We start from the raw sequence: 26508 nt of genomic DNA on the forward strand, positions 1-26508 counted from the left end.
CCCGCACGCGACTATTGCGTTTTATCTCGAAATCGATAAATTACCGATCTCCGGATAAAACATGATAGTCCCATGATCGTCTACCCCCGCACGGCCCTGGCCCGGGACATGGTGGCCGCCCTGCAAGGACGGGCGCTGCTGGGCGACGCGCACAACGGCCTGTTCCTGGCCGCGCCCCGGCGCACCGGCAAGAGCACCTTCTTGCAGGGCGATCTTGCGCCCGCGCTGCAGGCCGCGGGCGTGGAGGTGGTGTACGTGGACCTGTGGGCCGACCCGCGGCGCGATCCCGGCGCGCTGATCGCCGAGGCCATCGCCCGCGCGCTGCAGCCCCACCTGGGCGTGGTGGCGCGCGCCGCCCGCAAGGCCGGCGTGAAGGCCGTGAAGGTGGCCGGCGCGCTGGACATCGACACCAGCAAGATCGGCCAGGTCGACGGCCTGACGCTGGTGGACGCCCTGCGAACCCTGCTGCAGCAGGCCGGCCGGCCGGTGGCGCTGATCGTGGACGAAGCCCAGCACGCGCTCACCAGCGAGGCCGGTGAAGCCGCCATGACAGCGCTGAAGTCCGCCCGCGACCAGCTCAACCAGCCGGGGCAGGTGAACCTGATGCTCGTGATGTCCGGCTCCGACCGCGACAAGCTGCTGCGCCTGGTGGTGAGCGCTGGCGCCCCTTTCTACGGCTCGCAGATCCAGGCGCTGCCGCCGCTGGACACCGACTTCATCGCCCACGTGGCGGCGCTGGTCGAGGGCCAGCGGCCCGACTTGAAGCCGGTGGACCGCGCCGCGCTGCAAGCCGCCTTCACCCAATTTGGCCACCGGCCGCAGTTCTTCATGGCCGCCCTGGGCGCGGTGCTCAGCCCGCTGGCGGGCATCAGCGGGCGCTTCGAGCCGGCGCTGCAGCAGGCGGCGCTGGCACAGCAGCAGCAGGACGAAGCGCAGATGGAGTCCGACTACGCGGGCCTGAAACCCAGCGAACAGGCCGTGCTGTGGCGCATGCTGGAACAAGGCCCGCGCTTCCGCCCCTACGACGCCGAGGCGCTGCGCTTCTACCGCGACAAGCTGGGCCGCCCGATGAGCGCGCAGCAGGCGCAGCGTGCGCTGAAGGCGCTGCGTGAACGCAGCCCGGCGCAGGTGTGGAAATCGGCCCGCGGCGAGTACGCGGTGGAAGACGCGGCCATGCACCGCTGGTTCCAGGGCCGCGTGGCCGCAGGGACTTGGCCACCCGTGCCGCCGCAGGGGACACTGGCGCTGGAAGACGGCTGATGCGGCGCTCGCCGAGCCGGGCCCTTGCCGTCAACGGCCCCCACGGCCACGGGATCCGGCCGGGGATGGTGCAATAGCGCCCCTTCACGAGACCCCCGCCCGCCATGGCCAACCGCCTCACCCAGATCGCCACCCGCACCGGAGACGACGGCAGCACCGGCCTGGGCGACGGCACGCGCGTGCCCAAGAGCCACCTGCGCGTGGCCGCCATGGGCGACGTCGACGAACTCAACTCCAGCCTGGGCGTGCTGCTGGCCGAGCCGCTGCCGGCCGACGTGCGCGAGCTGCTCGTCACCGTCCAGCACGAGCTGTTCAACCTGGGCGGCGAGCTCTCCATCCCAGGCTACGTGCTGCTGAAGGAGGCCGCCGTGCTGCGCCTGGACGAGGCCCTGGCGGCCTACAACGAGCAGCTGCCGCGCCTGAAGGAGTTCATCCTGCCGGCGGGCGCGCGCAGCGCCGCCCTGGCGCATGTGTCGCGCACCATCGCCCGCCGCGCCGAGCGCAGCCTGGTGGCGCTGGTGGCGGACGAGGCCGTGAACGAGGCGCCGCGCCAGTACCTCAACCGCCTGTCGGACCTGATGTTCGTGCTGGCGCGCGTGCTCAACCGCGCCAACCTCGACGGGCTGGGCGGCGACGACGTCTACTGGAAGAGCGAGCGGCTGGCGCGCGAGGGTTGAAGACCGCGCCGCTCAGGGCGCGGCCTTGGCCAGTTCGCCGAAGGCGTGGGCCAGCCACATCTTCAGGCGCTGGCGCTCCATCAGGCCCAGGCCCGGGCCGTCCAGCCCGGTGAGGTGGCGCGCCGCCCAGAAGCTGGCGTTGCGCGCATCGATCTTCTGCACCACGGCGTCGTGCAGCCGGCGGATGCGCACGACCTTGGCGCCCAGGCCCAGCGCACGTTCGAGCTGGCCCGAGCGCTCGAGCATGCCGAAGTCGTCGCCGCGCAGCTCGTTGAGCACCAGCACGTGGTGCAGGCGCTGGCCGAAGCGGTCGAGCAGCCGCTCCAGCAGGTCCACCGAGTCGCGGCCGGCGTCCATCACGTGCCAGTACTGCAGCACGAGGCCGGAGAGGTCGGCCATGTCGAGCACGCCGGACTCGTCCATCCACTTCACCAGCGGCTCGTGCGTCTGCGCGGCCAGGTCCACCAGCACGCGGCGGCCGGGCTGCTCCACCGCGCTCTCGATGATCTTGTCCAGCGCCTCGAAGCGGTCGGCCAGCGCCGGGCTGGCGTAGTCCGTGTAGAAGCGCAGCAGTGAGCCGTGAGAGCGGTCGGTGTCGAAGCCGATCCAGGGCAGCTCGTTGTCGATGAAGTGCTGCGCCAGCAGCCGCGCCAACATCGACTTGCCGACACCGCCTTTCTCGCCGCCGATCAGGTGGACCTTGGTGGCAGGGGGCGTTACAAGGACGGGGACTTCCATGGCGGGGCTCGTCGGGGCTCAGTCGGGTTGGCGCGGATTCTGCCCCGCGCCCGGGGCTGCGGCGTCCAGCACCGCGAACTCCTCGCGGATCTCCGCGCGGCGCGTGGCCAGGCCGCGGGCGTAGAGGGCGTCGAGATTGCGCGGATCCTGCCGGTCGTTGGGGTGATCCCTCATGGGGGCAGCACAACCAGCCGTCAGCGCGCGCGCCGCCGTGTCTTCACCGCCTGCGCAAGCCCTTCGAGCACGCCCACCGTGTCGGCCCAGTCGATGCAGGCGTCGGTGATGCTCTGGCCGTAGGCCAGCTGCGACGCGTCGTCCTTGCCCGGGGTGAACTTCTGCGCGCCGCCGTTGAGGTGACTTTCCAGCATGACGCCGAAGATGCAGCGGTTGCCGGCGGCGATCTGGCCGCCCACGTCCTTCATCACCTCGATCTGGCGCTGGTGATGCTTGCTGCTGTTGGCGTGGCTGGCGTCGATCATCAGCCGGCACGGCAGTTTCGCGGCCTCGATCTCGGCGCAGGCCGCGGCCACGTGGGCGGCATCAAAGTTGGGCGCCTTGCCACCGCGCAGGATGACGTGGCAGTCCTTGTTGCCCTTGGTCTCGACGATGGCGACCTGGCCGTTCTTGTGCACAGACAGGAAGTGGTGCCCGCGCGCCGCCGCCTGGATGGCGTCGATGGCGATCTTGATGTTGCCGTCGGTGCCGTTCTTGAAGCCCACCGGGGCGCTCAGGCCGCTGGCCAGCTCGCGGTGCACCTGGCTCTCGGTGGTGCGCGCGCCGATCGCACCCCAGGCGATGAGGTCGCCGATGTACTGCGGGCTGATGACGTCGAGGAACTCGCTGCCCGCGGGCACGCCCTGGCGATTGATGTCCACCAGCAGCTGCCGCGCGATGCGCAGGCCCTCGTGGATGCGGTAGCTCTCGTCGAGGTAGGGGTCGTTGATCAGGCCCTTCCAGCCCACGGTGGTGCGCGGCTTCTCGAAATACACGCGCATCACCACCTCCAGATCGCCGGCATGGCGATCGCGCTCGGCCTTGAGCTTGCGGGCGTAGTCCAGCGCCGCGGCGGGGTCGTGGATGCTGCAGGGGCCGACGATCACGAGCAGCCGGTCGTCCTCGCCCTGCATCACCCGGCGGATGCGCTGGCGGGTGTCGCCCACCAGCGCCTCCACCGGGGTGTCAGCGATCGGGAAGAAACGGATCAGGTGCTCCGGTGGCGGCAGCGGCGTGACGTCGCGGATGCGCTGATCGTCGGTCTGGCTGGTGCGTTCCGACAGCGCCAGGCGTTCGTCGGGGGGGGTGGCGGATTTCGGGCTCACGGGACGGCTTCCTCGGTGGGGCCGGGGTCTGCGGCGGGCAACAAAAAACCGCCGGGGCTGCCGGCGGTTCCTGGGGGTTTGCGTCTGCTGTGTTCTGCCTACGCTTTTGCCTCTCCAGCCGCCGTGCGGTGCGAGAACCAAAAGTACGAAAAATAGAACGCCGCGGAACGCATGGCCGGGAATGTAGCACGCGCGCGGCGCTTCAGAAGCTGGAGCCCATAGCGACCGTCCGCTGCGGCGCCAGGCGCACCTTGCCCATGCCTACGCGCAGCTCGGGCAGTCCGGCGTCGATGTCGGTGAGTGCGACGCGCTGGGCCCAAGGGTCGGCGAGCGGGGGCGACAAGGTCGCGTTGCCGAGTGGGGCGCCGAGCTTGAACGAGAAGCGCAGCCCGCCGTGGCCCTGGTGGCCCCAGCCGAGGCCCAAGTAGGGCATCGACGACGGCAACCTGACCGTCACCTTGAAGCCGTCGGCCGAGGCCGTGAGGTCGCGGGTGTTGCCCACGGCGATGCTGCCGCCGGAGCCGTTGGCCAGCAGGTCCAGGGAGTACCGGCTGCGGGTGAGGCCGCCGGTGAAGCGGGCGTTGCCGTCGGGCACGAACCAGTCGCCCGGCAGCCCGCCCTTCACACGCAGCTCGCCCGCCCGGGCAGCGCCCACCGACAGCAGCAGCGCGGCGCCGATGCTGGCCACGGCCACGATGGCCGAAACGGTACGGATGACCTGCTGTTCGCGCATGGTGGCGGCTCCTGGGGCTCGACACGGGTCGATCAGGTCATTCTCGGCAGGCGCGCGGCGCGGCTTGAGCGAATCAGCCACGCGAACACGGTGCTTCTTGACGCCCAGGTTTGCCGGACGCGGGTTCCGGCGCGCTCTCGGCCGGGTGGACGACGCGGCCTCAGTGCCCCGGCGTCGTGAAGCCGGCCGCCGCCAGCCGCGCCAAGACCTCGTCGACGTGCTCGCGGTTGCGCGTCTGCAGCACCAGTTCGACCTCCACGTGTTGCGCGGTCAGCGTGCTGAAGGCGCGCTGGTGGTGGACCTCGTCGATGTTCGCGCCGGCCTCGGCCACCACGGCGGTGATGCGGGCCAGCACGCCGGGCGTGTCGCGCGCCGCCACGCGAATGCGCGCCAGCCGGCCGGCGCGCACCATGCCGCGTTCGACGATGCGGGCCAGCAGCAGCGGGTCGATGTTGCCGCCGCACAGCACCAGGCCCACGCGGCGACCGGCAAAGGTCTCGGGGTGGCGCAGCAGCGCGGCCAGGCCGGCCGCGCCCGCGCCCTCGACCACGGTCTTCTCGATCTCCAGCAGCATCAGCACGGCCTGCTCGATGTCGCCTTCATCCACCAGCAGCAGGTCGTCCACGCGCTCGCCGATCAGCGCCTGCGTCAGCCGCCCGGGCTGGCCCACGGCGATGCCCTCGGCGATGGTGCTGGCGCCCTGCGGATGCGCCGTGCCCTTGATGGCGTTGAACATGGCCGGAAAACGCGCCGTCTGCACGCCCACGATGCGGATGCCCGGCTGAATGGCGCGCGCCGCGGTGGCGATGCCGCTGATGAGCCCGCCGCCGCCGACCGCGATGAGCAGCGTGTCGAGATCGGGCTGAGCCGCCAGCATCTCCAGGCCGATGGTGCCCTGCCCGGCGATCACGGCGGCGTCGTCGAAGGGATGCACGAAGGTGAGGCCCTGCTCGTGGGCCAGCTGCAACGCGCGCTCGCTCGCGGCGTCGAAGGTCTCGCCGTGCAGCACCACCTCGGCGCCGAAGCCGCGCGTGCGCTCCACCTTCACCATCGGCGTGTGTTGCGGCATCACGATCACGGCGCGCAGGCCCAGCCGCGCGGCGTGGTGCGCCAGGCCCTGGGCGTGGTTGCCGGCGCTGGCGGCGATCACGCCGCGGGGCCGCTCGCCGCTGGCCAGCAAGGTGGCCAGCTTGTTGAGCGCGCCGCGCTCCTTGAACGAAGCCGTGAACTGCAGGTTCTCGAACTTCAGGAACACGCGGCAGCCGGTGATCTGCCCGAGCGTGAGGCTTTCGACGCAGGGCGTGTCGAGCACATGCCCGCGCAGCCGCTGCGCAGCCGCCTCGATGTGCGCCAGCGAAACCAAGTCCCCCGCCGCGGAACCGGCTTCGCCGGTCCGCTGGCGGGCGGCCCCCTCGGGGGGTAGCGAGCGCAGCGAGCTTGGGGGCTCCACGCTTCCCGCCGCGGAACCGGCTTCGCCGGGCCGCTGGCGGGCGGCCCCCTCGGGGGGTAGCGAGCGGAGCGAGCTTGGGGGCTCCACGCTTCCCGCCGCGGAACCGGCTTCGCCGGGCCGCTGGCGGGCGGCCCCCTCGGGGGGTAGCGAGCGCAGCGAGCTTGGGGGCTCCATCTACGCCGTGCCGCCCACGGTGAGGCGCTCGATGCGCAGCGTCGGTTGCCCCACGCCCACCGGCACGCTCTGGCCCTCCTTGCCGCACACGCCCACACCGGTGTCGAGCTCGAGGTCGTTGCCGATCATGCTTACGCGCGTCATCGCCTCGGGGCCGTTGCCGATGAGCGTGGCACCCTTCACCGGGTAGAGGATCCTGCCGTTCTCCACCCAGAAGGCCTCGCTGGCGGAGAACACGAACTTGCCGCTGGTGATGTCGACCTGGCCGCCGCCGAAGTTGGTGGCGTACAGGCCGCGCTTGATGCTGCCGACGATCTCTTCCTTCTTCTTGTCGCCGGCCAGCATGTAGGTGTTGGTCATGCGCGGCATCGGCAGGTGGGCATAGCTCTCGCGGCGGCCGTTGCCCGTCGGCTTCACGCCCATCAGGCGGGCGTTCAGGCTGTCCTGGATGTAGCCCTTGAGGATGCCGTCCTCGATGAGCACGTTGCGCTGGCTGGCGTGTCCCTCGTCGTCGATGTTGAGGCTGCCGCGGCGGTCGGGCAGCGTGCCGTCGTCGAGCACCGTCACGCCCCGGGCCGCCACGCGCTGACCGATGCGTCCGCTGAAGGTGCTGGAGCCCTTGCGGTTGAAGTCCCCCTCCAGGCCGTGGCCCACGGCCTCGTGCAGCAGCACGCCGGGCCAGCCCGGGCCCAGGACCACCGTCATCTCGCCGGCCGGCGCGGGGCGGCTGTCCAGGTTGGTGAGCGCCGCCGTGACGGCGTGGTCGACGTACTGCGCGATCACGGCATCGGTGAAGTAGCCCAGGCCGAAGCGGCCGCCGCCCCCGCCATTGCCGACTTCCCGCTTCAGCTCGCCCTTGACCGTCTGCTCGGCGATCACGGTCACGCTCAGCCGCACCAGGGGCCGCACGTCGGCGGCGCGCGTGCCGTCGGCGCGCGCCACCAGCACCACGTCGTACTCGGCGCCCACGCTGGCCATCACCTGCACGACGCGCGGGTCCTTGGCGCGGGCGAGCTTCTCCACCTTCTCCAGCAGCGCCACCTTCTGCGTGCTGTCGAGCGTGCCGATGGGGTCCATCGGCGCGTAGAGCAGCCGGCTCTTCGCGACCTTGGGCGCGCGCGCCAGCTTCACGCGGCGCTGCTGACCCGCCGCGGCGATGGTGCGCACCGTGCGTGCAGCGTCCATCAGCGCCTCGGGCGAGAGGTCGTCGCTGTAGGCGAAGGCGGTCTTCTCGCCGGCCACGGCGCGCACGCCCACGCCCTGGTCGATGCTGAAGCTGCCGCTCTTGACGATGCCCTCCTCCAGGCTCCAGCCCTCGTGGCGCGTGGTCTGGAAGTAGAGGTCGGCGTCGTCGACGCGGTGCTCGCCGATGAGCGCCAGCGCATGCGCCAGCGTGGCCTCGCCCAGCCCGAAGGGCTCGAGCATCAGCTGCTGGGCCAAGGCCAGGCGTTCGAGGGTGGGTTCGCGGGAGATCATCGGCACGGCCTTTCGTCAGGGCCCCGACCGGGGCTCGAATTCATTCTAGGAGTCGCTCCGTAGCCCTGCCGGCCGCGGCCTCGCGCCGCGCCGCCCAGATCGTGGCCGCGGTGATCAGCGCTCCCCCCAGCAGGGTGGTGGCCGTGGGCACGTCGGCAAAGAGGGCAAAACCCAGCAAGGCCGCCCACAGCAGCTCCAGGAACTTCAGCGACTGCGTGGCCGAGATGTCGGCGCCCCGGAAGCTGCGCGTCAGGCAGTAGTGGCCACCGCTGCCCAAGGCCCCGCACAGCAGGAAGCCGGCCCACTGCCAGGCCGTGGGCCACTGCCAGGTCCACAGGCCCATCGGCAGGCTGAACAGCGTGACGGTGAGCGCCTGCCAGAACACGATGACACCGGTGGACTCGCTGCGCGTGAGCACCTTGGTGATGAGGAAGGACGCCGCGAACACCGGGGCCGAGGCCAGCATCAACAGGTGCGCTGCGCCGCTGCCGCGCCCGTCGGCGGCGGCCACCAGCGCCGGCCCCAGCACCACCAGCACACCCGCGAAGCCGATGCCGGTGGCGGCCCAGCGCTCCCAGCGCATGGGCTCCTTGAGGAACCACCAGGCGCCGAGCATGATGAAGATCGGCGTGGTGAAGCCGATGGCCGTGGTGTCGGCCAGCGGGATGTGCGGCAGCGCCAGGAACCACAGCACCAGCCCCAGCGTGTGCACGGCGCCGCGCCACAGCTGGCCGGCGGGGCTCTGCGGCCGGTAGGCGGTCAGGCCGTGGCGCAGCACCCAGGGCAGCAGCACGGCCAGCCCAAACAGGTAGCGCAGGAACTGCGTCTGCATGGGGTCCAGCTGCTGGGCCAGCAGGCGCATCAGCGCGTTGAGCACCGTGAAGACGACGCCAGCCGCGGCCGCCCACAGCAGTGCGCGCACCGCGGGTGGCTGGCCGCGCACGTGGCGCGCGAGGGCGGCGACCATGGCCCTCAGCCGGGCTCGGCCTCGCCGCGGCGGCGCAGCGCCTCGGCGTACAGGCGCTTGCGCGGCAGCCCGGTGATGCCGGCGGCCAACGCCGCGGCCTGCTTCAAGGGCAGCTCGGCCAGCAGGGTGTCGAGCACGTGCAGTGCGGCGGGCGGCAGCGCATCGGCCGGCCGCGCATCGGGCGGCAGCGCGTGCAGCACGAGCACGAACTCGCCGCGCTCGCCATGCGGCAGGGTCGCCAGGCGCGCTGGCCAGGCGCGGGCGGGCCCCGTGGCGATGCTCTCGAACTGCTTGGTCAGCTCGCGGGCCACCGTCACCGTCCGCCCGGGTGCGGCCGCCGCCAGAGCGCCCAGCAGCGCGGCGATGCGGTGCGGTGCCTCGAACAGCACTTGCGTGTGCGGGTCGCCCACGGTGGCAGCCAAGGCGGCGTCGCGCTCGCTGCCCTTGGCCGGCAGGAAGCCCCTGAACACAAAGCCGTGGCCCAGCGCATCGCCGGCCACGCTGAGCGCTGCCAGCGCGCTGCTGGCGCCGGGCAGCGGCACCACCGGGTGGCCGGCGGCGGTGGCGGCGGCCACCACACGCGCGCCGGGGTCGCTGACGGCGGGCGTGCCGGCGTCGCTGAGGAGCGCCACGCGCTCACCCGCGGCCAGGCGCGCGAGCACGGCGCCGCTGGCCTCGGCCTCGTTGTGCGCGTGCAGCGCGATCAGCGCCAGGCCCGGTCGCTGCAGCCCGTAGGCCTGCAGCAGCGAGCCGGCCACGCGGGTGTCTTCACAGGCCACGGCGTCCACCAGCGTCAGCAGGTGCAGCGCGCGCAGCGTGATGTCGGCCAGGTTGCCGATGGGCGTGGCGACCACGTAGAGTGCGCCGTGCTCGTGGCGCTGCGAGCCGGCCAACAGGGCGGCCGCGGCGTGCAGCAGGGAGGGGTCGATGGCGGGCAAGACGGCGGCCGCGTTGCGCGGCGAAGAAGGCGAGGGCCGTGCGCTGCAATGGCTGCAGCAGCAGGGCCTCGTGCTCGTGCAGCGTCATTATCGAGTGGCGCGCGGCCCCGGCGCGCGGGCCGGTGAGATCGACCTCGTGATGCGCGAGCGCGACGGCACGCTGGTGTTCGTGGAGGTGCGCGCCCGTGCCGGCACCGGCCACGGCGGCGCGGCCGCCAGCGTGGACGCGGCCAAGCAGCGCAGCCTGGTGTACGCGGCACGGCACTTCCTGGCGCGGCTGCCGGGCCTGCCGCCCTGCCGCTTCGACGTGGTGGCCATCGACGGCGAGCGGCTGCAGTGGCTGAAGGGGGCCTTCGACGCCGGCTGACGCGGACCGGCAGGCCGGCGGAGCCCAAGGCCTATGATCCCGCGCATGCTCGAGCAGCGCATCCAGCAGCACATCTTCGACAGCGCGGACCTTCAGGTCCGCTCGGCCGAGGTCCTGGCCCGCCCGGTGGCCGAGGCCGCGGGCGCTCTGCTGGCCGCGATCACCGCCGGTGGCAAGGTGCTGGTCGCCGGCAGCGGCGCCGGTGCCGGGCTGGCGCCCCATCTGGCGCGCTTGTTCACCGGCCGTTTCGAGCGCTCACGGCCGCCGCTGGCGGCGCTGGCGCTGGCCGCGCACCCGCCGCAGGCGGCGCAGGAGCTTCGTGCCCTGGGCCTGCCGGGCGACGTGCTGCTGTTCATCGACGACGCCGAGCGCGACGGCATCGCCGTCATCACCGCGGCTCAGGCCAAGGACATGACCATCGTCGTGCTGGCGGGCCGCAGCGCGCAGGCGTTCTCGGAACTTCTGGCCGAAACCGATGTCCTCGTGCCCTTGCCGCACGAGCGCGGCGCCCGCGTCACCGAATTGCAGCTGCTGGTGCTGCACTGCTTGTGCGACGCGGTCGATTTCCAGCTCATGGGAGACCCTGAATCGTGATCTCGATCTTGCCCTGGCGGCCCGTGCTGGCCGTGACCGCTGCCGTGCTGATGTCGGGCTGCGCGCCGCTGCTCCTGGGCGGTGCCGTGGTGGGCGGCGGACTGGTGGCCACCGACCGCCGCACCGCCGGCATCCAGCTCGAGGACCAGGGCATCGAGTTCCGCGCCGCGGCCCGCGTGCGCGAACTCGCCACCCTCGGGCAGATCAGCGTGAACAGCTACAACCGCGCCGTGCTCATCACTGGCGAGGTGCCCAGCGCGGCGGAGCGCACGCGCGTCGAAGAAGCGGTGGCCCGGGTCGAGAACGTGCGGGGTGTCGTCAACGAACTGGTCGTCGCGGGCAACAGCTCGCTGTCGTCGCGCTCGGCCGACACGGTGCTGGCCACCAAGGTCAAGGCCACGCTGATGGATGCCAAGGACCTGCAGTCCAACGCGTTCCGCGTGGTGGTGGAGCGCCGCGTGGTCTTCCTGATGGGCCGCGTCACCCCGCGCGAGGCCGAGCGCGGCGCGGAACTGGCCAGCCGCGTCGGCGGCGTGGAGCGGGTGGTCAAGGTGTTCGAGATCGTGCCCGAAGCCGAGCTGGCTGCCCAGGGCGTGCCGGCGGGGCCGGCCACCGGCCGCTGATGCGCGGCGGCGCTGACGCGGGCTTCAGGCCGGCTTGAGCCGCGCGATCAGGCTGGAGGTGTCCCAGCGCTGCCCGCCGTGGGCCTGAATCTCGGCGTAGAACTGGTCCACCAGCGCCGTCACCGGAAGCTGCGCGCCGTTGCGCCGGGCTTCGTCGAGCACGAGCCCGAGGTCCTTGCGCATCCAGTCCACCGCGAAGCCGAAGTCGAAGCGGCCCTCGAGCATGGTCTTGCCGCGGTGGTCCATCTGCCAGCTCTGGGCTGCGCCCTTGCCGATGACGTCGAGCACGGCGGGCATGTCCAGCCCGGCTCGCTGCCCGAAGGCCAGCGCCTCGGCCAGGCCCTGCACGAGTCCGGCGATGCAGACCTGGTTGACCATCTTCGCCAGCTGCCCCGAACCGCTGGCGCCCAGCAGCGTGCAGGCCCTCGCGTAGGCCATGACCACCGGCCGCGCGGATGCAAAGGGCTCGGCGTCGCCGCCGCACATGACCGTGAGCACGCCGTTGACGGCGCCGGCCTGGCCGCCCGAGACGGGGGCGTCGATGAAGTGCAGGCCGCGCGCGCGGGCTTCGGCGTGCAGCACCCGCGCCACCTCGGCCGAGGCCGTGGTGTGGTCGACGAAGACCGCACCCGGTTGCATGCCGGCGAAGGCGCCGTCGGGCCCCAGGGTCACGCTCTTGAGGTCGTCGTCGTTGCCCACGCAGGCGCAGACGAGGTCGGCGCCGGCCGCGGCCTCGCGCGGGGTCGGTGCGTGGGCGCCGCCGTGTTCGGCGACCCAGGCCTCCGACCGGGCGGCGGTGCGGTTGTAGACGGTGACGTCATGGCCGGCCCTGACCAGGTGTCCGGCCATCGGATGGCCCATGACACCCAGGCCCAGGAAGGCGACGCGGCGGGAGGCAGCGCTGGCGGGTTGGTTCATGGCGCGATGCTGCCACGCTCCGGCGCCGCCGGCAGGTGCTGCGGTGCCGTCACGCCCATGCTGACGTACAGCGCCGTCACGGCCTCGACGCTGAGCTCGGCCCGCACCACCCACTCCTCGGGCACGAACATCAGTCCGCCCCCAACCGGCACGGGCGCCGTCGGCACCATCACCGGCAGGCAGCGACGGCCGTCCACGCGCACCGGCTCGGCCGTGGTCTGCAGCGCCAGCACCACGCAGCCCGGTGTGGCGCGGCCGCCGAAGCTCACCCACACGGGCTGCATGGCGCCCGCGCCGTCCTCGTCGCGCTGCGACAGCAGCGACACGAAACGCTGCACGAGGTCGTAGACGTTGCGCACCAGCGGGATGCGCCGGACCACCGCGTCGACGACGCTGGCCATGCCGCGCTGCAAGCCCAGCTCCACGAGCAGGCCCAGCAGCAGGATGGCGCCGATGATGATGCCCACCCCGACGGCATAGCCGACGATCTCGGAGCCCGTGACGCCCAGGCCAATGCCGCCGAGCAACTCGCCGAAGGCGCTGCGCGGCCCCACCCACTGCAGCAGCAGGCTGATGGCCCAGGCGAACACCGCCACCGTGGCGGCCAGCGGCAGCGCCGCCAGCAACCCCGTGACGAAGAGGCGCAGCAGATGACGCGTGGCGCGCGTCACAAGACCTTCAGGTGTTCGGTGCCGACCGCGAGATCGACGCTGCGCGCGCGCGCACTCTGCAGCTTGATCTGCAGCCGCAGGTCGTTCACCGAATCGGCATGGCGCAGCGCGTCCTCGTAGCGGATGTGCCGGCTTTCGTAGAGGTCGAAGAGGCTCTGGTCGAAAGTCTGCATGCCGAGCTCTCGGCTGCGCTTCATGAGCTCCTTGATCTCGGCCGTCTCGCCCTTGAAGATGAGCTTGCCCACCAGCGGCGTGTTGAGCAGGATCTCGACCGCCGCGACGCGGCCGCGGCCGGCCTCGCGCGGCAACAGGCGCTGGCTGATCATGGCCTTCAGGTTGAGCGACAGGTCCATCAGCAGCTGCTGGCGCCGCTCATCCGGAAAGAAGTTGATGATGCGGTCGAGCGCCTGGTTGGCGCTGTTGGCATGCAGCGTGGCCAGGCACAGGTGGCCCGTCTCGGCGAAGGCGACCGCGTGCTCCATGGACTCGCGGTCGCGGATCTCACCCATCAGGATGACGTCGGGTGCCTGGCGCAGCGCGTTCTTCAGCGCCGCCTCCCAGCTGTCGGTGTCGATGCCGAGCTCGCGCTGCGTGACGATGCAGTTCTTGTGCGGGTGCACAAACTCCACCGGGTCCTCGACCGTGATGATGTGGCCGTGGCTGTTCTCGTTGCGGTGGTCGACGATGGCGGCCAGCGAGGTGCTCTTGCCGCTGCCCGTGGCACCGACGAAGATGACCAGGCCGCGCTGGGTCATTGCCACGTCCTTGAGGACCGCTGGCAGGCCGAGGCCGTCGATCGTGGGCGGCGCGGCCGGGATCGTGCGGAACACCAGGCCCACCTGGCCCTGCTGCACGAAGGCGTTGACGCGGAAGCGCCCCAAGCCCTGCAGGCTGACGGCGAAGTTGCACTCCCGCGTGCGCTCGAACTCGGCCGTTTGCCTGTCGTTCATGACCGCGCGAGCCAGCGCCAGCGTGTGCTGGCCGCTCAGCGGCTGCGGGCTGACCTTGGCGACCTTGCCGTCGACCTTGATGGCCGGTGGGAAGTCGACCGTGAGGAAGAGATCGGAGCCGCCGCGGCTGACCATCAGCCGCAGCAGATCGTTCACGAACTTCGATGCCTGGTCACGTTCCATCACAGGCCCCCAGGCTGCGCTCGGCGCCCCCGAGGCGGCTCGAACCGGGCCGGGAGACCAGGATCCGGTTCGGCCTCTCGATTGCACGCGGCAGGGCGGTCATCCTGGGAAGTTTTCGGGGATCTTGGCTTTGCTGCGCGCTTCGGCCGGGCTGATGAGGTTGCGGCGCACGAGGTCGGCCAGATTCTGGTCCAGCGTCTGCATCCCCAGGTTCTGGCCGGTCTGGATGGCGCTGTACATCTGGGCGATCTTGTTCTCGCGGATCAGGTTCTTGATGGCGCTCGTGCCCAGCATGATCTCGTGCGCCGCGACCCGGCCCGAGTCGTCCTTGAGCTTGCACAGCGCCTGCGAGATCACCGCCACGAGCGACTCGGACAGCATCGAACGCACCATCTCCTTCTCGGCCACCGGGAACACGTCGACGATGCGGTCGACGGTCTTGGCGGCGCTGCTGGTGTGCAGCGTGCCGAACACCAGGTGGCCGGTCTCCGCAGCCGTGAGCGCCAGGCGGATGGTTTCGAGGTCGCGCAACTCACCCACGAGGATGACGTCGGGGTCCTCGCGCAGCGCACTGCGCAGCGCGTTGCCGAAGCTCAGCGTGTGCGGACCCAGCTCGCGCTGATTGACGAGGCACTTCTTGCTCTCGTGCACGAACTCGATCGGGTCTTCCACCGTGAGCACGTGCCCGTACCGGTGCTCGTTGAGGTGGTTCACCATGGCCGCCAGCGTGGTGCTCTTGCCCGAGCCGGTGGGACCGGTGACGAGCACCAGCCCGCGCGGCCTGAGCGCCAGCTCGGCAAAAACCTTGGGTGTGCCCAGTTCCTCGAGCGTGAGGATCTTGCTCGGGATGCTGCGGAACACCGCGCCGGCGCCGCGGTTCTGGTTGAAGGCGTTGACGCGGAAGCGCGCCAGGCCCTGGATCTCGAAAGAGAAGTCGCACTCCAGCGTGCCCTCGTAGTGCTTGCGCTGGGCATCGTTCATGATGTCGTAGACCATCGCATGGACCTGCTGGTGCTCCAGCGGCTCCACGTTGATGCGGCGCACGTCGCCGTGCACGCGGATCATCGGCGGCAGCCCGGCCGACAAGTGCAAGTCCGAGGCCATGTTCTTGACGGCAAAGGCCAGCAACTGGGTGATGTCCATGCGACGAAGGGCCGGGCGACGGCGGGGGCTGTCGGCGCGGCAGAGTAGGCTCGGGGCATTATGGAGAGCATCGGAAGCCGACTGCAAGCCGTGAAGGATCGCATCGCCGCTGCCTGCGAGAGCGCGGGCCGCGATGCCAAATACGTCACGTTGTTGGCCGTGAGCAAGACCTTCGGCCCCGAAAGGGTGCGCGAGGCGCATTCGGCCGGCCAGGTGGCCTTCGGCGAGAACTACGTGCAGGAGGCCCTGGTCAAGATGGGCGCGCTGGCCGACCTGAGGGCCCGGCTGGAGTGGCACTTCATCGGCCCGCTGCAGAGCAACAAGACGCGCCCGGTGGCCGAGCTCTTCGACTGGGTGCACTCGGTAGAACGCTTCAAGATCGCGCAGCGCCTGGCGGAGCAGCGGCCGGCGGGGCTGCCGCCGCTGAACCTGTGTCTGCAAGTGAACGTCAGCGGCGAAGCCAGCAAGAGCGGTGTCCCACCCGACGATCTGCCTGCCCTGGCCGCTGCGGTCGCGGCGTTGCCGCCTGCCCGGGTGCGCTTGGTGGGGCTGATGAGCATCCCCGAGCCCACGTCCGATGCCGCGGCGCAGCGTGCGGCGCACCGCCGGCTGCGCGCGCTGCGCGACGCGCTGCGCGAGCGCGGTCTGGATCTGCCGACCTTGAGCATGGGCATGAGTACCGACCTGGAGGCCGCCATCGCCGAGGGCAGCACGCTCGTGCGGGTCGGCACGGCGATCTTCGGCGCACGCTGAAGGCCGCAGCCGGCCGCGGCCGGGCGGCTGCTTCATCAGCGCCGTGCGCGGTTCATCACCACCATGCCGGCCACCGCCAGTGCGCCGCCCACCAGCAGCGAGGCCTGCAGCGGCTCGTCCAGCAGCAGGGTGGAACTGGCGACGCCGAACACCGGCACCAGGCTGATGTAGGCCGCGGCACCGCCCGCGCCCAATGCGGCCACGCCATCGAAGTACCAGGCGTAGGCCAGCACCGTGGCCCCGGCCGCCAGGAACAGCATCGCTGCCCACACCGCTGCCGATGCCTGCAGGGGCGCCGCCAGCCCGGCCGGGCCCTCGACCACGAACGCGGCACCAAACAGCAGCGCCGTGCCTGCCGTGGCGGTGACGGTGGTGGTGGTGAGCGTGTCGATGCCGGCGAGCAGCCGCCGGCCCATCAGCGTGTAGCCCACCCAGCAGGCTACGCAGCCCAGCAGCAGCCACTCACCCAGGCCGAGCGCCCCGTCGAACAGCCGCCAGGGCTCGCCCTTCGTGAGCACCGTGGTCGCACCGAGCACGGCCAGCGCCATGCCCAGGCCGATGCGGGCGTTCAAGCGCTCGCCGAACAACCACGCCGCGATCAGCGTCGTGAACACCGGGTTGACCGTGACGATCAGCGCCGCGCGGCTGGCCGGCACGTGCTGCAGGCCCCACATGAAAAAGGCGGTGTAGCCGAACACGCCCACACCGCCGGCGGCGGCCAGGCCCAGCCACTGTCGGCGCGACAACGCCGCCAGCGGTGCCCAGCCGCGCCGCGCCAGCCGCCACCACAACGCAAACAACAGCAGCGCCAGCGCGAAACGCCAGGCCCCGCCGGTCAGTGGCGGCAGCGCCTGTGCCAGCACGCGCCCGGCCGGCCACGAGGCACCCCACAGCACCGCCATGCCCAGCAGCTTGAGGTGCACGCCGGCCGCGGCCGGCGTGCGCCGCGCGTTCAGCGGATCAGCAGCACCGGCGTGCTGCACTGCGCCAGCACCTTGGTGGCCACCGAGCCGAGCACCAGGTTCTTCAGCGTGCCGTGGCCGTGCGAGCCCATCATCACGAGGTCGAACCTGCCCTTGGTGGCGGTGTCGGCGATGAGGTCTGCGGCCGGGCCTACCTTGCCCACGAAGTCGGCCTTGATGCCCTGCTTGCCAAAGAAGCTGCGGATGGGCTTCAACACCTTGTCGGCACTGTCGTCGTAGTAGCCCTTGAGCGTGGTCTTGTCGATCACCGCCGCGGCGCGCGGCGGCACGGCGGGCACGGCGGTGATCACGGTGTAGTCGTGCTGGGCACCGAGCCAGTCGTCGTGGGCCGCCAGATAGGCCAGCATCTTCTTGGTGAACGAGCTGCCGTCGGCGGCGACAAGGATCTTCATGGCGTGCTACTCCTGCAGCGGATGCGGTGGGGTCGTCGCAGCGAGTGTCTCACCGACGTGGAGCGCAGCGGCTTGACCCTGCTCAGACGGAGATTGTCTTGAGCGGCTCGAAGCCCGCGTCCTCGCCCTTTTTGGCCAGACCGCGGGCCTGGCTCAGCACGCGGCCCGGGCGGCGGCCCGCGCGCGGCACGGCGTAGTCGTGGCGGCAGTGCAGATGGCCGTGCAGCCAGAGGTCGGCGCGCTCGATCAAGTCGTCGTCGGCATTGCAGAAGCTGGCGGTGCCGGGCTGCGTGCCGTAGCGCGGGTCGGCGCTTTTCAGGCTGGGCGCGAAGTGCGTGACCACGACCGTGCGCTCGCCCGGCGCTGCAGGGCGTGCCAAGGCCTGTTCCAGCCAGGCGCGGCAACGCTGGCCTTCGTCGCGCACGGAGGCGGCGTCGAAGGGGCGGCCGTGGCGCGTGGCCTTCATCACGCGCTGGAAGTAGGCCGCGGCACGCTCGGCGCGCTCGCGGCCGGCGGCGCCGAAGAGGCCGAAGTCGCTCCAGCGCGTCGTGCCCAGGACGCGCACCCGCGTGCCGTCGGCGGCCGTGTGGCGGTGCTCGCCACACTCCAGGAAGACGAAGCCCAGGCTGTCGGTCATTCGGCGGAAGTCACGCAGCGCCTCGTCGACGTCGCGGCCGTCGAACTCGTGGTTGCCGGCCACCACCACCACCGGCACCGGCCAGCCGCGAAAGCGCCGGTAGCCGGCCCAGGTGCTGTCGATGTCGCCGGCCAGCACCAGCAACTCGGCGCCCGGTGCGGGCTCGGGCTCGAAGGATTCGGTCTCGAGGTGGAGGTCCGACAGCAGCTGCAGCTTCACGCCGGGGATGCTGCCACGGGCCCGAGGGCACGCCAGTGCACCCAGGCGCCGTGCGGGTGGGCCTCGGCCAGGAGCGTGTCGTGCCCGCCGGGCCAGGTGGTGCAGCGCAGCGACACCTGCAGCTGGGGCTGCGTGGGCTCGAAGCGCAGCCAGGCCACGGGCGACGCGGTCGTGGCCCCGGCCCCGGCGGCCTGCATCTGCGCACAGATGTCGGCCTGCTCGGCCGCGCCGATGTACTGCCAGACCACCGAGTGCATCAGCACGAAGGCCTCGCCGTCGCGGCGCCGCGCGATCTGCTCGCGCACGAAGTCGGCGGCGCACCGCGTCTGCACGGCGCCTGCGGCGGTCAGGCGCGGCCGTACCACGGCCACGGCGGCGCGCAGGCGCGCCATGCGCTCGGCCTGGTCGGCCCAGACGAAGGAGGCCAGGCGCAGGTCTTCGCCCGCTTGCGCAAGATCCACCGGCGCGGCATCGCAGCCGGCGCGGCGGGCCACCGCGAGCGGCGCATCGACGGGCGGGGCTGGTCCCCGCCAGATGGCGCGCAGCGTCAGCGCCGCCGCGGCGTCGCCCCAGGCCCAGGGCGTGTGGGCCGGCTCGCTGACGGGCTCGCTGACGGGTTCGCTGACGGGTTCGCAGACGGGTTGGCAGACGGGTTCGTGGCGGTAGCCGTCGGCCCACAGGTTGAGGCCGGCCGAGGCGCCGATCTCGGCCAGGTGCAGCGGCCGACGCAGCGCCTGCGCCAGGTGCAGCAGCCCGGGCAGCAGCGCGGCGCTGCGCATCACCTCGTTGGTTTGCGGCGGGCGCGCCAAGGCGGCGTGCAGGTGGGCGCGTTCGCTGCGCCAGGCGTGGGCGATGGCCTCGGTGAGCGCGTCGTTTTCCGGCGGCTCGGCCGGCGGCCACAGCGCCGCCCAGGGCTCACGCCCGAGCAAGGCCAGGTGGTGCAACGCCCCCAGCCAGCGCAGCGACACCGCGGCGGCCAGCGGATCGGCATCCACCGCCGACAGCAGCGCCAGCGCCGCGGGCTCGCGCTCGAGCCAGCGCCGCGACTGTGCCAGCACGCGCGCCGAAAAAGGCGACGCGCCTTGTCTGCACCACCCGACCTGCTGGTCGAAGGCGGCGAGCAGGCGCGTCGCGGCGGCGTCGCTCACGCGCGTGGCGTCAGAGCTGCTCGAGCCGCGCCTCGATCTGCGCCTTGGTGGCCGGCAGCGCCGCCGGCAGCTTGCTCTCGAGCTGCTTGAACAGCTCGGCGTGCAGCGTGAGCTCCTGCTGCCAGGCGGCCTTGTCGATGCCGATCACGGCGGCGAACTGCTCGCGCGTGAACGCCAGCCCGTCCCAGCGCAGGTCTTCGAAGCGCGGGCTGGTGCCGAACACGTTGTCGGCACCCTGCGCCGTGCCCTCGACGCGGCCGACCAGCCACTCCAGCACCCGCATGTTCTCGCCATAGCCGGGCCACACGAAGCTGCCGTCGGCCCCCTTGCGGAACCAGTTGACGCAGTAGATCTTGGGCAGCCGGGCGCCACCGGCGGCGAGCTTTTCGCCCAGGCTGAGCCAATGCTGCACGTAGTCGGCCATGTGGTAGCCCACGAAGGGCAGCATGGCGAAGGGGTCGCGGCGCACGGCGCCGTTGCCGCCGGCCATGGCGGCGGTGGTCTCGCTGCCCATGGTGGCGGCCATGTACACGCCCTCGACCCAGGTGCGCGCTTCCGTCACCAGCGGCACCGTGGTGCTGCGCCGGCCGCCGAAGATGAAGGCGTCGATCGCCACGCCCTCGGGGTTGTCCCACTCGGGGTCGAGCACCGGGTTGGCGGTGGCGGCCACGGTGAAGCGGGCGTTGGGGTGTGCCGCCGGTCTGGGCTTGCCGTTCTCGCCGGCCTCCTTGGCGAGGGCCGGTGTCCAGTCCCGGCCTTGCCAGTCGATCAGGTGCGCGGGGGGCGTGTCAGTCATGCCCTCCCACCAGACGTCGCCGTCTTCGGTGAGCGCCACGTTCGTGAAGACCGTGTCGCTCTTGAGGGACGCCATGCAGTTGGGGTTGGTGTGGTCGTTGGTGCCGGGCGCGACGCCGAAGTAGCCGGCCTCGGGGTTGATGGCGTACAGGCGGCCGTCGGCGTGTGGCTTGATCCAGGCGATGTCGTCGCCGATGGTCGTGACCTTCCAGCCCTCGTAGCCGGCGGGCGGCACGAGCATGCTGAAGTTGGTCTTGCCGCAGGCGCTGGGGAAGGCGGCGGCCACGTGGTACTTCTGGCCCGCGGGCGTGGTGACGCCGAGGATCAGCATGTGCTCGGCCAGCCAGCCCTGGGCGCGGCCCATCGTTGACGCAATCCGCAGCGCGAAGCACTTCTTGCCCAGCAGCGCGTTGCCGCCGTAGCCCGAGCCGTAGCTCCAGATCTCGCGCGTCTCGGGGTAGTGGACGATGTACTTGGTGGGGTTGCAGGGCCAGGGCACGTCTTTCTGCCCCTTGCCTTCCGAATCCACCAGGGGCGTGCCCACGGTGTGCACGCAGGGCACGAAGTCGCCATCGGCGCCCAGCACGTCGAGCGCGCCGCGGCCCATGCGCGTCATCGTGCGCATGCTCACGGCCACGTAGGCGCTGTCGGTGAGCTCGACGCCGATGTGGGCGATGTGACTGCCCAGCGGGCCCATGCTGAAGGGCACGACGTACATCGTGCGGCCGCGCATGGCGCCCTTGAACAGGGCCGGGGTTCCGTCGGGCCGGCCGGTCTGCAGCATCTCGCGCATCTCGCGCGGGTCCATCCAGTTGTTGGTGGGGCCGGCGTCGTCCTTGTGGGCGCTGCAGATGAAGGTGCGGTCCTCCACCCGGGCCACGTCGGACGCGTCGCTGCGCGCCAGGAAGCTGCGCGGGCGTTTCACCGGATCGAGTTTCATCAGGGTACCGGCGGCCACGAGCTGCTCGGTCAGGCGCTGGTACTCCTCGGCGCTGCCGTCGCACCAGTGCACGCGGTCACATTCGGTGAGCGCGGCAATCTGCGCCACCCACTCGACGAGGCGGGCATGCCGGACGTGCGTGGGCACGTTCAGGCGCAGCCCTTCCATCGCGGGACGGTTCATGGGGGATCCAATCATGCGGAAGTGAGGAAACGGGTAACCGGCATGGGGCGAGCGTCGCGCGCGACGCTCGCCCCATGGCGGCAGGGCCGGGGATTGTCGGACCACTGTAATCAGCCCGTAACCGCCTGGGGGCGGGGTCCCATGCAATATCCGCATGGCTTGATGCAAGCCGCTCGACGCGAGACGGCACGAGCCGACGCCGCGCGGGCTGTACCGCGCCCGCGTCGAAATGTCGATGACAAGGCTCGGCGGTCTATTGTCGGAGACTGCCCACGGGGAGAAGCACTCAAGAGAGCCCCCCCGTCGCTTCTCCCGGAGAACCTACGCTGCGCCACAACTTGGTCGAGGCCGGTCTTCGGTGCTTTCGTTCGACGCTGCGCTGAAGGGCCGTGAACTCCAAACATCATTGGAACCGCAGGCAAGTCGGTCAGATCCTGTAGCACAGCGGCGCCGGTTGCTTTTCTTGGATCAGTTTGGCGATGAGGTTGCCGAACGAGCCCTCCTCATCATTCCCAGTAGACCGGATGATCCCCTGAGCCTCATCGAACCTTCCCTGCTCGCGGTACAGCTCGGCCAGCGTCAGGGCGCCGAGCCCACGCCGGGATGCCACCCCCCGCTTCAGCAAGAGCTCGCTCAGCCGCTTCATGTTCTGACGCTGCTCGTCCGTGGGCTCGTAGGCCGCGAACGTGAAAGGACTGTCTGCGGGTCTGGTGTAGCTGGGCGGCTTGTGCCGGCGAAACCTGTCCCACCACGTCCTGCGATCGGGGTTGGCCGCTTCCCAAGCGGCCTTCGTGGCCGCCTCTTCCACTTTCCGGTGCTGACGGTACTCTTGCCTGTAGGGGTGGTTGAGCCGGCGCCAGTACGTCAGCCTTGCGGCGACCTCCAGGTCCTCGCTGTCAGCCGCTGCGACGCACTCCGGCACCAGGTCGTCCGGCAAGCCATCGATGTCGGGCAGGTCGCTGGTTTCCGCTGTGCCGATCTTGACCAGGGCCTTCATCAGGACGAACCGCCCGCACTGGCAGCGGCGAAGCCCCTCGTCATTCGGCATGAGCGAGCCTTCACGCCAGCCGTCCGTCCAGTACCGGGAGGCCATGAAGTTGACCGAGAGGTATCTGGGAACGGCATAGCGCGCACCGCAGCAAGGCGCGGCCACGATTCGAACCCCGCTGACGATGGTCATGGTCTTGCCTTCTTGGTGGTGTGACTGGGACGTTCACCGAACCGCTCGCAGATATCAGCGTGGTGATCTTGCTTGGTCGATCCAGCCATCTTCGGCTCTACATGGCTCACCAGGTGAGTCTGCAGGACTTCATCGTAGGCCCGGCGACGCCGTCGCGCGAAAGCCGACAGCTAGGTGACGCGATGAAGGCGCCGAAGAGCTCAACGGCAGCGGGCGGGTGACAGGGCAGCGGCTCGCACGCGGCCTGGTCCCGACGACCTTCGAGTTCGTGACCTACCGCCTTGGCTACCTCCTGAATGCCGATGGTTGTTCCGGCGGAGGTGCGCTGAACATCGACTCAGCCCGGCCCCTTCGCCCACCGCCCAGCAGCCCGGACGAAGGACGGATGGTCGGCGCGGAAGCTGACCAGTCGCACGTCCAGCCCCTCGAACTCGACGACGCGCAGTGCACGATCGGCCGAATCATCGATCCAGTTGTCGGTGTTCCCGAACACGCCTGTGGGCGCCGGTGCGAACGTGTTGAGTTCTGGCCGGTTTCGAAATGCTGAGGGGATCGCGGAGGGAGTGGCGTGATGCCGGCGCTGACGCGGCACGCAGTGGATGCCGGCGTGCTTCAGATCTCGGCGTGTGACTGGCCGCGGTAGCTCTTGCCTTCGATCACGACGGTCTCGACGTGGTGCAGCAGCCTGTCCAGGAGTGCCGAGGCCAGGGTCGCGTCGTTGTTGAAGATCCCGGCCCATTGCTTGTACGGGCGATTCGTTGTCAACAGCGTGGTGCCGCGCTCGTAGCGGTGGCTGATGATCTGGAACAGGCAGTCGGCGCCGAACTTGTCGATGGGCAGGTAGCCCAGCTCGTCGATGCACAGCACCTCGGGCTTGACGTAGGCTGCCAGCGCCCGCTTGAGGCCGCCGGCGGCCTGCGCGGTGGCCAGCGTGTTGATGATGTCGATGGCGCCGGTGAACAGCACCGAGTGCCCGCGCTGGCACGCTGCATAGCCCAGGGCCGTCATCAAGTGGCTCTTGCCCAGGCCGACGCCGGAGATGAACACCACGTTGGCGTGCCGGGCCACGAAGTCCAGGTGGAACAGGTTCTGTATCTGCGGCCGGTTGATCTTGGTGGGCCAGTTCCAGTCGAACTTGTCGATGGTCTTGAGCACGGGGAAGCGGGCCTGGCGGATGCAGCGCTGCACGCGTCGGTCCTCGCGCTGGGCGGCCTCGCCGTTGAGCAGCTCGGCGAAGTAGGCCAAGTGCGACCACTGCTTGTCGGCGGCGGCCTTGGCCAGTGGCTGGTAGTTCTCGCGCATGAACGGCAGGTTCAGCGCGGTGAGCTTGGCCTGCGCGGACAGGGCATCGGGGTGGGCGTGGCGTGCTCGCATGGTTGTCGCTCCTTCACTCACGGTCGTAGATGGACAGGTCGGGCGCGGGGATCTCGATGTCGAGCAGGTCGGCACTGCGGGTGAGCTGCAGGGCGGCGGGCTCGGCCCCGATGCGCCGGCGCGCGGCCAGGATGTGGGCGATGTACTCGGCGCTGAAGGCCTGCAGCTCCAGACCGTCGTCGATGGCGCGCTCGACGGCCTCGCGGCCGTGCATCTCGGCCAGGGCGAGGATCTGGCGCAGGTGCACCCGGGCGTTCACACGCCGGGCCTCCAGGCCCTCGCGGTAGGCTTGGGCGCGCGGCGACAGGGCCAGGAACTGCACCAGCAGGCGTTGCTCGCGGGCGCTCTTGCGCTGCTGGGCGAGTTGCTGGGCGTGCTCGGCAAGCTCGAAGTCCTTGTTGCGCTGCATGCTTCGCGCGTGGAGCGCGACGAGTTGGTCGTGGGCATAGATGCACAAGCGGTCGGCCCAGGCCTTCAGGGTCAGGCGTTGACCCACATGGCGCGAGGGCACGGAGTAGGTGTTGGAGTCCAGCGCGACGCGGAACTGCTTGTTGACGCTTGCCGTGCGCACGCGTGCGAGGTCGAACCCGACGGGGTTGAGCCGCTTGAGGCGGGCGCGCTCTTCCTCGAACATGTCCACGGGTCGGCGCTGGGTGGCGCCGTGCACGCGCACGTCGGCCACCGTGTCCACCCACAGCTGCGCGGCGGGCTGCACGGCGCTGAAGTCGATGAACTCCTGGCCGGCCAGGAAGTTCTTCTTCACGTAACCCACGCCGTTCTCCACGCGTCCCTTCTCCCAACCCGAAGCCACGTTGCAGGGGGTGATCTGGAAGCCCCAATGGCGCGAGAAGTCGAGGTACTTGGGGTTGAACACCGGCGCCTCACCGACCAGGCGCTTGAGCACGGCGGACTTCAGGTTGTCGACCATCAGCCGCGCGGGCACTGAACCGAAGGCGGCGAAGGCGTTCTCGTGGCAGGCCAGGAAGAACTCCATCTCCTGCGACACGGTGAACTCCAGGTACATGCGCCGGCTGTAGCACAGCACCATCACGAAGAAGCTCAGGCGCCGGCGCGTGTTGCCCACGGCGACGGTGCCGAACTCACCCCAGTCGAGCTGCGCGCACTCGCCCGGCTCGAAGTCCAGCTTGAGGAAGGCCGGCCGCTGTCGCGGGCGGATGCGGTGCACGTAGTCCTTGACGATGGTGATGCCGCCGCCGTAGCCGGCCTCGAGCAGCCGCTGGTAGATCTGCTGGGCGCTGTACGGGTGGGCGTCGAGCCAGCGCACGATCTGGCCCTTGAAGGCGTCGAGCTTGCTGGCGCGCAGCACGGCCTTGCGCGCTCGGAACTGTTCGGCCTGCGCCCACCGGGCGACGGTGCGTACATCCAGGCCCAGCGCTCGCGCGGTCTGCGCCACCGTGAGTTGCTGGCGCACCAGGTGGTCACGGATGCGGCAGTAGGTCTCGTAGTCAACCACGGCGCGCTCGAGCCTGCTGCAGCAGCGCGGCCAGGCTCACGGGCTGGCCGCCGGTGTTGGCCCCGGCAACGCCCGGTGGACGCGGCGCCGGGCGCTGCGCCGCCACGGTCCCCGGCAGGGCCAGCACCTGGTACAGCGGCGAGCGATAGGCGATGAGATCCAGCTCGATGAGCTGCTGGCGTGCCGCGGCGAACTGCTCGTCACTCAGGTGCAGCCGCCGGGCGAGCGTGGCCGAGCCGTAGTAGCTCAGGCCCTGGGCATCGGACACCGTGACCAGGAACAGGTACAGCGCCGCCGAGCGGGCCTCACAGCGGTCGATGAAGTGCTGCTGCACGAGCGCCTGGTCAACCCAGCTGAACTGCTCGGGGACCTGGCGCAGCCGCTCGGGCCGAAGTAGCTGCTTGATGGCCTTCACCGCACCTCCCGTTGATCACGTCGCGCCCAAGTTGTACGAGGCGCCGGGTGGTGCTGGCCATGTCATCTTGTAGCGCCGGCTGGAACAGATGGGCCACAAGCCCCGCCAGCAAAGGCGATTCGGCGATCAAGAGATCTTGTAACGCCACGGTCGGGGGCGCCCCGGGAGCCTCGACACGATTGGCCGATTCCTCAATCGAATCAGGCACTTGCAGCGGCAAGAGATCTTGTAACGCCCGCGGCGGGCGCACCCGGTCGCAGCTGTAGCCGGGATGCGCGGCGCGCCAAGCCTGGACGCGGGCGACGTGCACGGGGCCGCTGAAGTAGTCGCGGTTGGATGGCTTGGACAACCAGGCGGCCTGGCTGGCTGCCTTGCTCGCGCGCCGGCAATCGACGGCGCAGCAGTAGCGCTGACGTTCACCGCTGCGATGGTCGGGGAGGAAAAACTCCCCGCACGACATGCACTTGCGCTGTCCCGCCTTGGCCATCGTCGCTCCCCAACGAACCCGTCGAGCGCGACAACCACCTCGAGCGAACACTCGTCGGCGCAGAGTCTGAAGAAGAAGGAGAACGGAGCTGAAGAAGACCGTCAGAGACGGTGATCCGAAGAAGACGGATCAGCAAGAACACGCACGTTCAGACCGGCTGAAAGAAGACAAATTCAAGCCGGCGCCCACACACGCCGCGCCAGAGCGCCTGCGTGCGCCCGTTGAGTCTGGGCTCCGCATCCCCCCAGTGCAGCCGCTGCATAGCGTAGTGGTTGCGCCCGTTCAGTGACCCCAAAGATCGGTGACGAGTCCTGAGTCGAGCAGTGCAGCCGTTCCGGGCATGAGGA

General features: G+C 70.6%; 28 protein-coding genes. 6 read left to right on the forward strand and 22 right to left on the reverse strand.

All coding sequences use genetic code 11. The features are described 5' to 3' along the window. Positions 1-72 precede the first annotated feature (72 nt). Together KA711_05815 and KA711_05820 are read left to right on the forward strand one after the other, a co-directional pair. Entirely contained in the window at positions 73-1260 is a 1188-nt protein-coding gene (locus KA711_05815; protein MCM0608502.1) for an AAA family ATPase, read from the forward strand. A gap of 104 nt (positions 1261-1364) precedes the next feature. Then, complete coding sequence (locus KA711_05820; protein ID MCM0608503.1) at positions 1365-1937, forward strand: cob(I)yrinic acid a,c-diamide adenosyltransferase; 573 nt, start codon at positions 1365-1367, stop codon at positions 1935-1937. Between the two features lie 12 nt (positions 1938-1949). On the opposite strand, the gene KA711_05825 is transcribed toward KA711_05820, so the two are convergent. The 8 genes from KA711_05825 to rsmI form a co-directional block, all read right to left on the reverse strand. After that, complete coding sequence (locus KA711_05825; protein MCM0608504.1) at positions 1950-2675, reverse strand: mobilization protein; 726 nt, start codon at positions 2673-2675, stop codon at positions 1950-1952. An 18-nt stretch (positions 2676-2693) separates the two neighbouring features. Next, complete coding sequence (locus tag KA711_05830; protein ID MCM0608505.1) at positions 2694-2849, reverse strand: hypothetical protein; 156 nt, start codon at positions 2847-2849, stop codon at positions 2694-2696. Between the two features lie 20 nt (positions 2850-2869). Next, positions 2870-3952 (reverse strand): 3-deoxy-7-phosphoheptulonate synthase, encoded by a 1083-nt coding sequence (locus KA711_05835; protein ID MCM0608506.1) that lies wholly within the window; start codon positions 3950-3952, stop codon positions 2870-2872. 244 nt (positions 3953-4196) lie between these two features. Then, on the reverse strand, positions 4197-4727 hold the full coding sequence (locus KA711_05840; protein ID MCM0608507.1) for a hypothetical protein: 531 nt from the start codon (positions 4725-4727) through the stop codon (positions 4197-4199). Positions 4728-4887: 160 nt separating this feature from the next. After that, positions 4888-6090, reverse strand: a complete 1203-nt coding sequence (locus KA711_05845) for a threonine ammonia-lyase (protein ID MCM0608508.1) — start codon at positions 6088-6090, stop codon at positions 4888-4890. Positions 6091-6351: 261 nt separating this feature from the next. Further along, positions 6352-7827, reverse strand: coding sequence for a metalloprotease TldD (tldD, locus tag KA711_05850; GenBank protein ID MCM0608509.1), 1476 nt, complete (start codon positions 7825-7827; stop codon positions 6352-6354). 40 nt (positions 7828-7867) lie between these two features. Further along, positions 7868-8794 (reverse strand): DMT family transporter, encoded by a 927-nt coding sequence (locus KA711_05855; protein MCM0608510.1) that lies wholly within the window; start codon positions 8792-8794, stop codon positions 7868-7870. A 5-nt stretch (positions 8795-8799) separates the two neighbouring features. After that, the gene (gene rsmI / locus KA711_05860; GenBank protein MCM0608511.1) at positions 8800-9711 is read right to left on the reverse strand and encodes a 16S rRNA (cytidine(1402)-2'-O)-methyltransferase; all 912 of its coding nucleotides are present in this window, start codon (positions 9709-9711) and stop codon (positions 8800-8802) included. A 10-nt stretch (positions 9712-9721) separates the two neighbouring features. On the opposite strand from rsmI, the gene KA711_05865 reads away from it, so the two are divergent. The 3 genes from KA711_05865 to KA711_05875 are packed head-to-tail and all read left to right on the forward strand — an operon-like array spanning position 9722 to position 11316. After that, positions 9722-10099, forward strand: a complete 378-nt coding sequence (locus KA711_05865) for a YraN family protein (GenBank protein MCM0608512.1) — start codon at positions 9722-9724, stop codon at positions 10097-10099. 45 nt (positions 10100-10144) lie between these two features. Beyond that, a complete protein-coding gene (locus KA711_05870; protein ID MCM0608513.1) occupies positions 10145-10693 on the forward strand; it encodes an SIS domain-containing protein in 549 nt (182 codons plus the stop codon). Positions 10694-10743: 50 nt separating this feature from the next. Continuing rightward, on the forward strand, positions 10744-11316 hold the full coding sequence (locus KA711_05875; GenBank protein MCM0608514.1) for a BON domain-containing protein: 573 nt from the start codon (positions 10744-10746) through the stop codon (positions 11314-11316). Positions 11317-11340: 24 nt separating this feature from the next. Here KA711_05875 and KA711_05880 read toward each other — a convergent pair whose 3' ends face one another. From KA711_05880 to KA711_05895, 4 genes are all read right to left on the reverse strand, one after another. After that, a complete protein-coding gene (locus KA711_05880; GenBank protein ID MCM0608515.1) occupies positions 11341-12234 on the reverse strand; it encodes an NAD(P)-dependent oxidoreductase in 894 nt (297 codons plus the stop codon). Continuing rightward, positions 12231-12905, reverse strand: a complete 675-nt coding sequence (locus tag KA711_05885) for a DUF502 domain-containing protein (protein ID MCM0608516.1) — start codon at positions 12903-12905, stop codon at positions 12231-12233. Before KA711_05885 ends, KA711_05880 begins: the two co-directional genes overlap by 4 nt. Beyond that, entirely contained in the window at positions 12902-14038 is a 1137-nt protein-coding gene (locus KA711_05890) for a PilT/PilU family type 4a pilus ATPase (GenBank protein ID MCM0608517.1), read from the reverse strand. Before KA711_05890 ends, KA711_05885 begins: the two co-directional genes overlap by 4 nt. A 99-nt stretch (positions 14039-14137) precedes the next feature. Beyond that, positions 14138-15181: a type IV pilus twitching motility protein PilT gene (locus KA711_05895; protein MCM0608518.1), complete on the reverse strand. Its 1044-nt coding sequence runs from the start codon at positions 15179-15181 to the stop codon at positions 14138-14140. A gap of 60 nt (positions 15182-15241) precedes the next feature. On the opposite strand from KA711_05895, the gene KA711_05900 reads away from it, so the two are divergent. Then, a complete protein-coding gene (locus tag KA711_05900) occupies positions 15242-15934 on the forward strand; it encodes a YggS family pyridoxal phosphate-dependent enzyme (GenBank protein MCM0608519.1) in 693 nt (230 codons plus the stop codon). Positions 15935-15969: 35 nt separating this feature from the next. Here KA711_05900 and KA711_05905 read toward each other — a convergent pair whose 3' ends face one another. From KA711_05905 to KA711_05950, 10 genes are all read right to left on the reverse strand, one after another. After that, positions 15970-16836, reverse strand: coding sequence for a DMT family transporter (locus KA711_05905; protein MCM0608520.1), 867 nt, complete (start codon positions 16834-16836; stop codon positions 15970-15972). A 50-nt stretch (positions 16837-16886) separates the two neighbouring features. Further along, the gene (locus KA711_05910; protein MCM0608521.1) at positions 16887-17309 is read right to left on the reverse strand and encodes a universal stress protein; all 423 of its coding nucleotides are present in this window, start codon (positions 17307-17309) and stop codon (positions 16887-16889) included. An 82-nt stretch (positions 17310-17391) separates the two neighbouring features. Next, on the reverse strand, positions 17392-18165 hold the full coding sequence (locus KA711_05915; protein MCM0608522.1) for a metallophosphoesterase: 774 nt from the start codon (positions 18163-18165) through the stop codon (positions 17392-17394). Beyond that, positions 18162-19313 (reverse strand): DUF2332 family protein, encoded by a 1152-nt coding sequence (locus KA711_05920; protein ID MCM0608523.1) that lies wholly within the window; start codon positions 19311-19313, stop codon positions 18162-18164. Before KA711_05920 ends, KA711_05915 begins: the two co-directional genes overlap by 4 nt. A gap of 10 nt (positions 19314-19323) precedes the next feature. Next, positions 19324-21231 carry a phosphoenolpyruvate carboxykinase (GTP) gene (locus KA711_05925; protein ID MCM0608524.1) on the reverse strand — a complete coding sequence of 636 codons (1908 nt, stop codon included), beginning with the start codon at positions 21229-21231 and terminating at the stop codon, positions 19324-19326. A gap of 427 nt (positions 21232-21658) precedes the next feature. Continuing rightward, positions 21659-22411 carry a hypothetical protein gene (locus KA711_05930; protein ID MCM0608525.1) on the reverse strand — a complete coding sequence of 251 codons (753 nt, stop codon included), beginning with the start codon at positions 22409-22411 and terminating at the stop codon, positions 21659-21661. A 337-nt stretch (positions 22412-22748) separates the two neighbouring features. After that, complete coding sequence (locus KA711_05935; protein ID MCM0608526.1) at positions 22749-22904, reverse strand: hypothetical protein; 156 nt, start codon at positions 22902-22904, stop codon at positions 22749-22751. 119 nt (positions 22905-23023) lie between these two features. Continuing rightward, a complete protein-coding gene (gene istB / locus KA711_05940; protein ID MCM0608527.1) occupies positions 23024-23785 on the reverse strand; it encodes an IS21-like element helper ATPase IstB in 762 nt (253 codons plus the stop codon). A 13-nt stretch (positions 23786-23798) separates the two neighbouring features. Continuing rightward, positions 23799-25259: an IS21 family transposase gene (gene istA, locus KA711_05945; protein MCM0608528.1), complete on the reverse strand. Its 1461-nt coding sequence runs from the start codon at positions 25257-25259 to the stop codon at positions 23799-23801. Further along, complete coding sequence (locus tag KA711_05950) at positions 25252-25674, reverse strand: hypothetical protein (protein MCM0608529.1); 423 nt, start codon at positions 25672-25674, stop codon at positions 25252-25254. The genes istA and KA711_05950 overlap by 8 nt, the downstream gene beginning before the upstream one ends. Positions 25675-26508: the final 834 nt, after the last annotated feature.

The sequence above is a fragment of the Ideonella sp. WA131b genome, from assembly GCA_023657425.1.
Lineage (GTDB): Bacteria > Pseudomonadota > Gammaproteobacteria > Burkholderiales > Burkholderiaceae_C > Rubrivivax.

Coding starts and splice junctions, on each gene's coding strand:
- KA711_05895 (MCM0608518.1), bottom strand. CDS start 15,181: ATGGACATCACCCAGTTGCTGGCCTTTGCCGTCAAGAACATGGCCTCG.
- KA711_05855 (MCM0608510.1), bottom strand. CDS start 8,794: ATGGTCGCCGCCCTCGCGCGCCACGTGCGCGGCCAGCCACCCGCGGTG.
- KA711_05865 (MCM0608512.1), top strand. CDS start 9,722: ATGGCGGGCAAGACGGCGGCCGCGTTGCGCGGCGAAGAAGGCGAGGGC.
- tldD (MCM0608509.1), bottom strand. CDS start 7,827: ATGATCTCCCGCGAACCCACCCTCGAACGCCTGGCCTTGGCCCAGCAG.
- KA711_05905 (MCM0608520.1), bottom strand. CDS start 16,836: ATGGCGGTGCTGTGGGGTGCCTCGTGGCCGGCCGGGCGCGTGCTGGCA.
- KA711_05870 (MCM0608513.1), top strand. CDS start 10,145: ATGCTCGAGCAGCGCATCCAGCAGCACATCTTCGACAGCGCGGACCTT.
- KA711_05930 (MCM0608525.1), bottom strand. CDS start 22,411: ATGACCATCGTCAGCGGGGTTCGAATCGTGGCCGCGCCTTGCTGCGGT.
- KA711_05900 (MCM0608519.1), top strand. CDS start 15,242: ATGGAGAGCATCGGAAGCCGACTGCAAGCCGTGAAGGATCGCATCGCC.
- KA711_05840 (MCM0608507.1), bottom strand. CDS start 4,727: ATGCGCGAACAGCAGGTCATCCGTACCGTTTCGGCCATCGTGGCCGTG.
- KA711_05830 (MCM0608505.1), bottom strand. CDS start 2,849: ATGAGGGATCACCCCAACGACCGGCAGGATCCGCGCAATCTCGACGCC.
- KA711_05890 (MCM0608517.1), bottom strand. CDS start 14,038: ATGGAACGTGACCAGGCATCGAAGTTCGTGAACGATCTGCTGCGGCTG.
- KA711_05880 (MCM0608515.1), bottom strand. CDS start 12,234: ATGAACCAACCCGCCAGCGCTGCCTCCCGCCGCGTCGCCTTCCTGGGC.
- KA711_05910 (MCM0608521.1), bottom strand. CDS start 17,309: ATGAAGATCCTTGTCGCCGCCGACGGCAGCTCGTTCACCAAGAAGATG.
- KA711_05875 (MCM0608514.1), top strand. CDS start 10,744: ATGTCGGGCTGCGCGCCGCTGCTCCTGGGCGGTGCCGTGGTGGGCGGC.
- KA711_05815 (MCM0608502.1), top strand. CDS start 73: ATGATCGTCTACCCCCGCACGGCCCTGGCCCGGGACATGGTGGCCGCC.
- KA711_05820 (MCM0608503.1), top strand. CDS start 1,365: ATGGCCAACCGCCTCACCCAGATCGCCACCCGCACCGGAGACGACGGC.
- KA711_05925 (MCM0608524.1), bottom strand. CDS start 21,231: ATGAACCGTCCCGCGATGGAAGGGCTGCGCCTGAACGTGCCCACGCAC.
- KA711_05825 (MCM0608504.1), bottom strand. CDS start 2,675: ATGGAAGTCCCCGTCCTTGTAACGCCCCCTGCCACCAAGGTCCACCTG.
- istB (MCM0608527.1), bottom strand. CDS start 23,785: ATGCGAGCACGCCACGCCCACCCCGATGCCCTGTCCGCGCAGGCCAAG.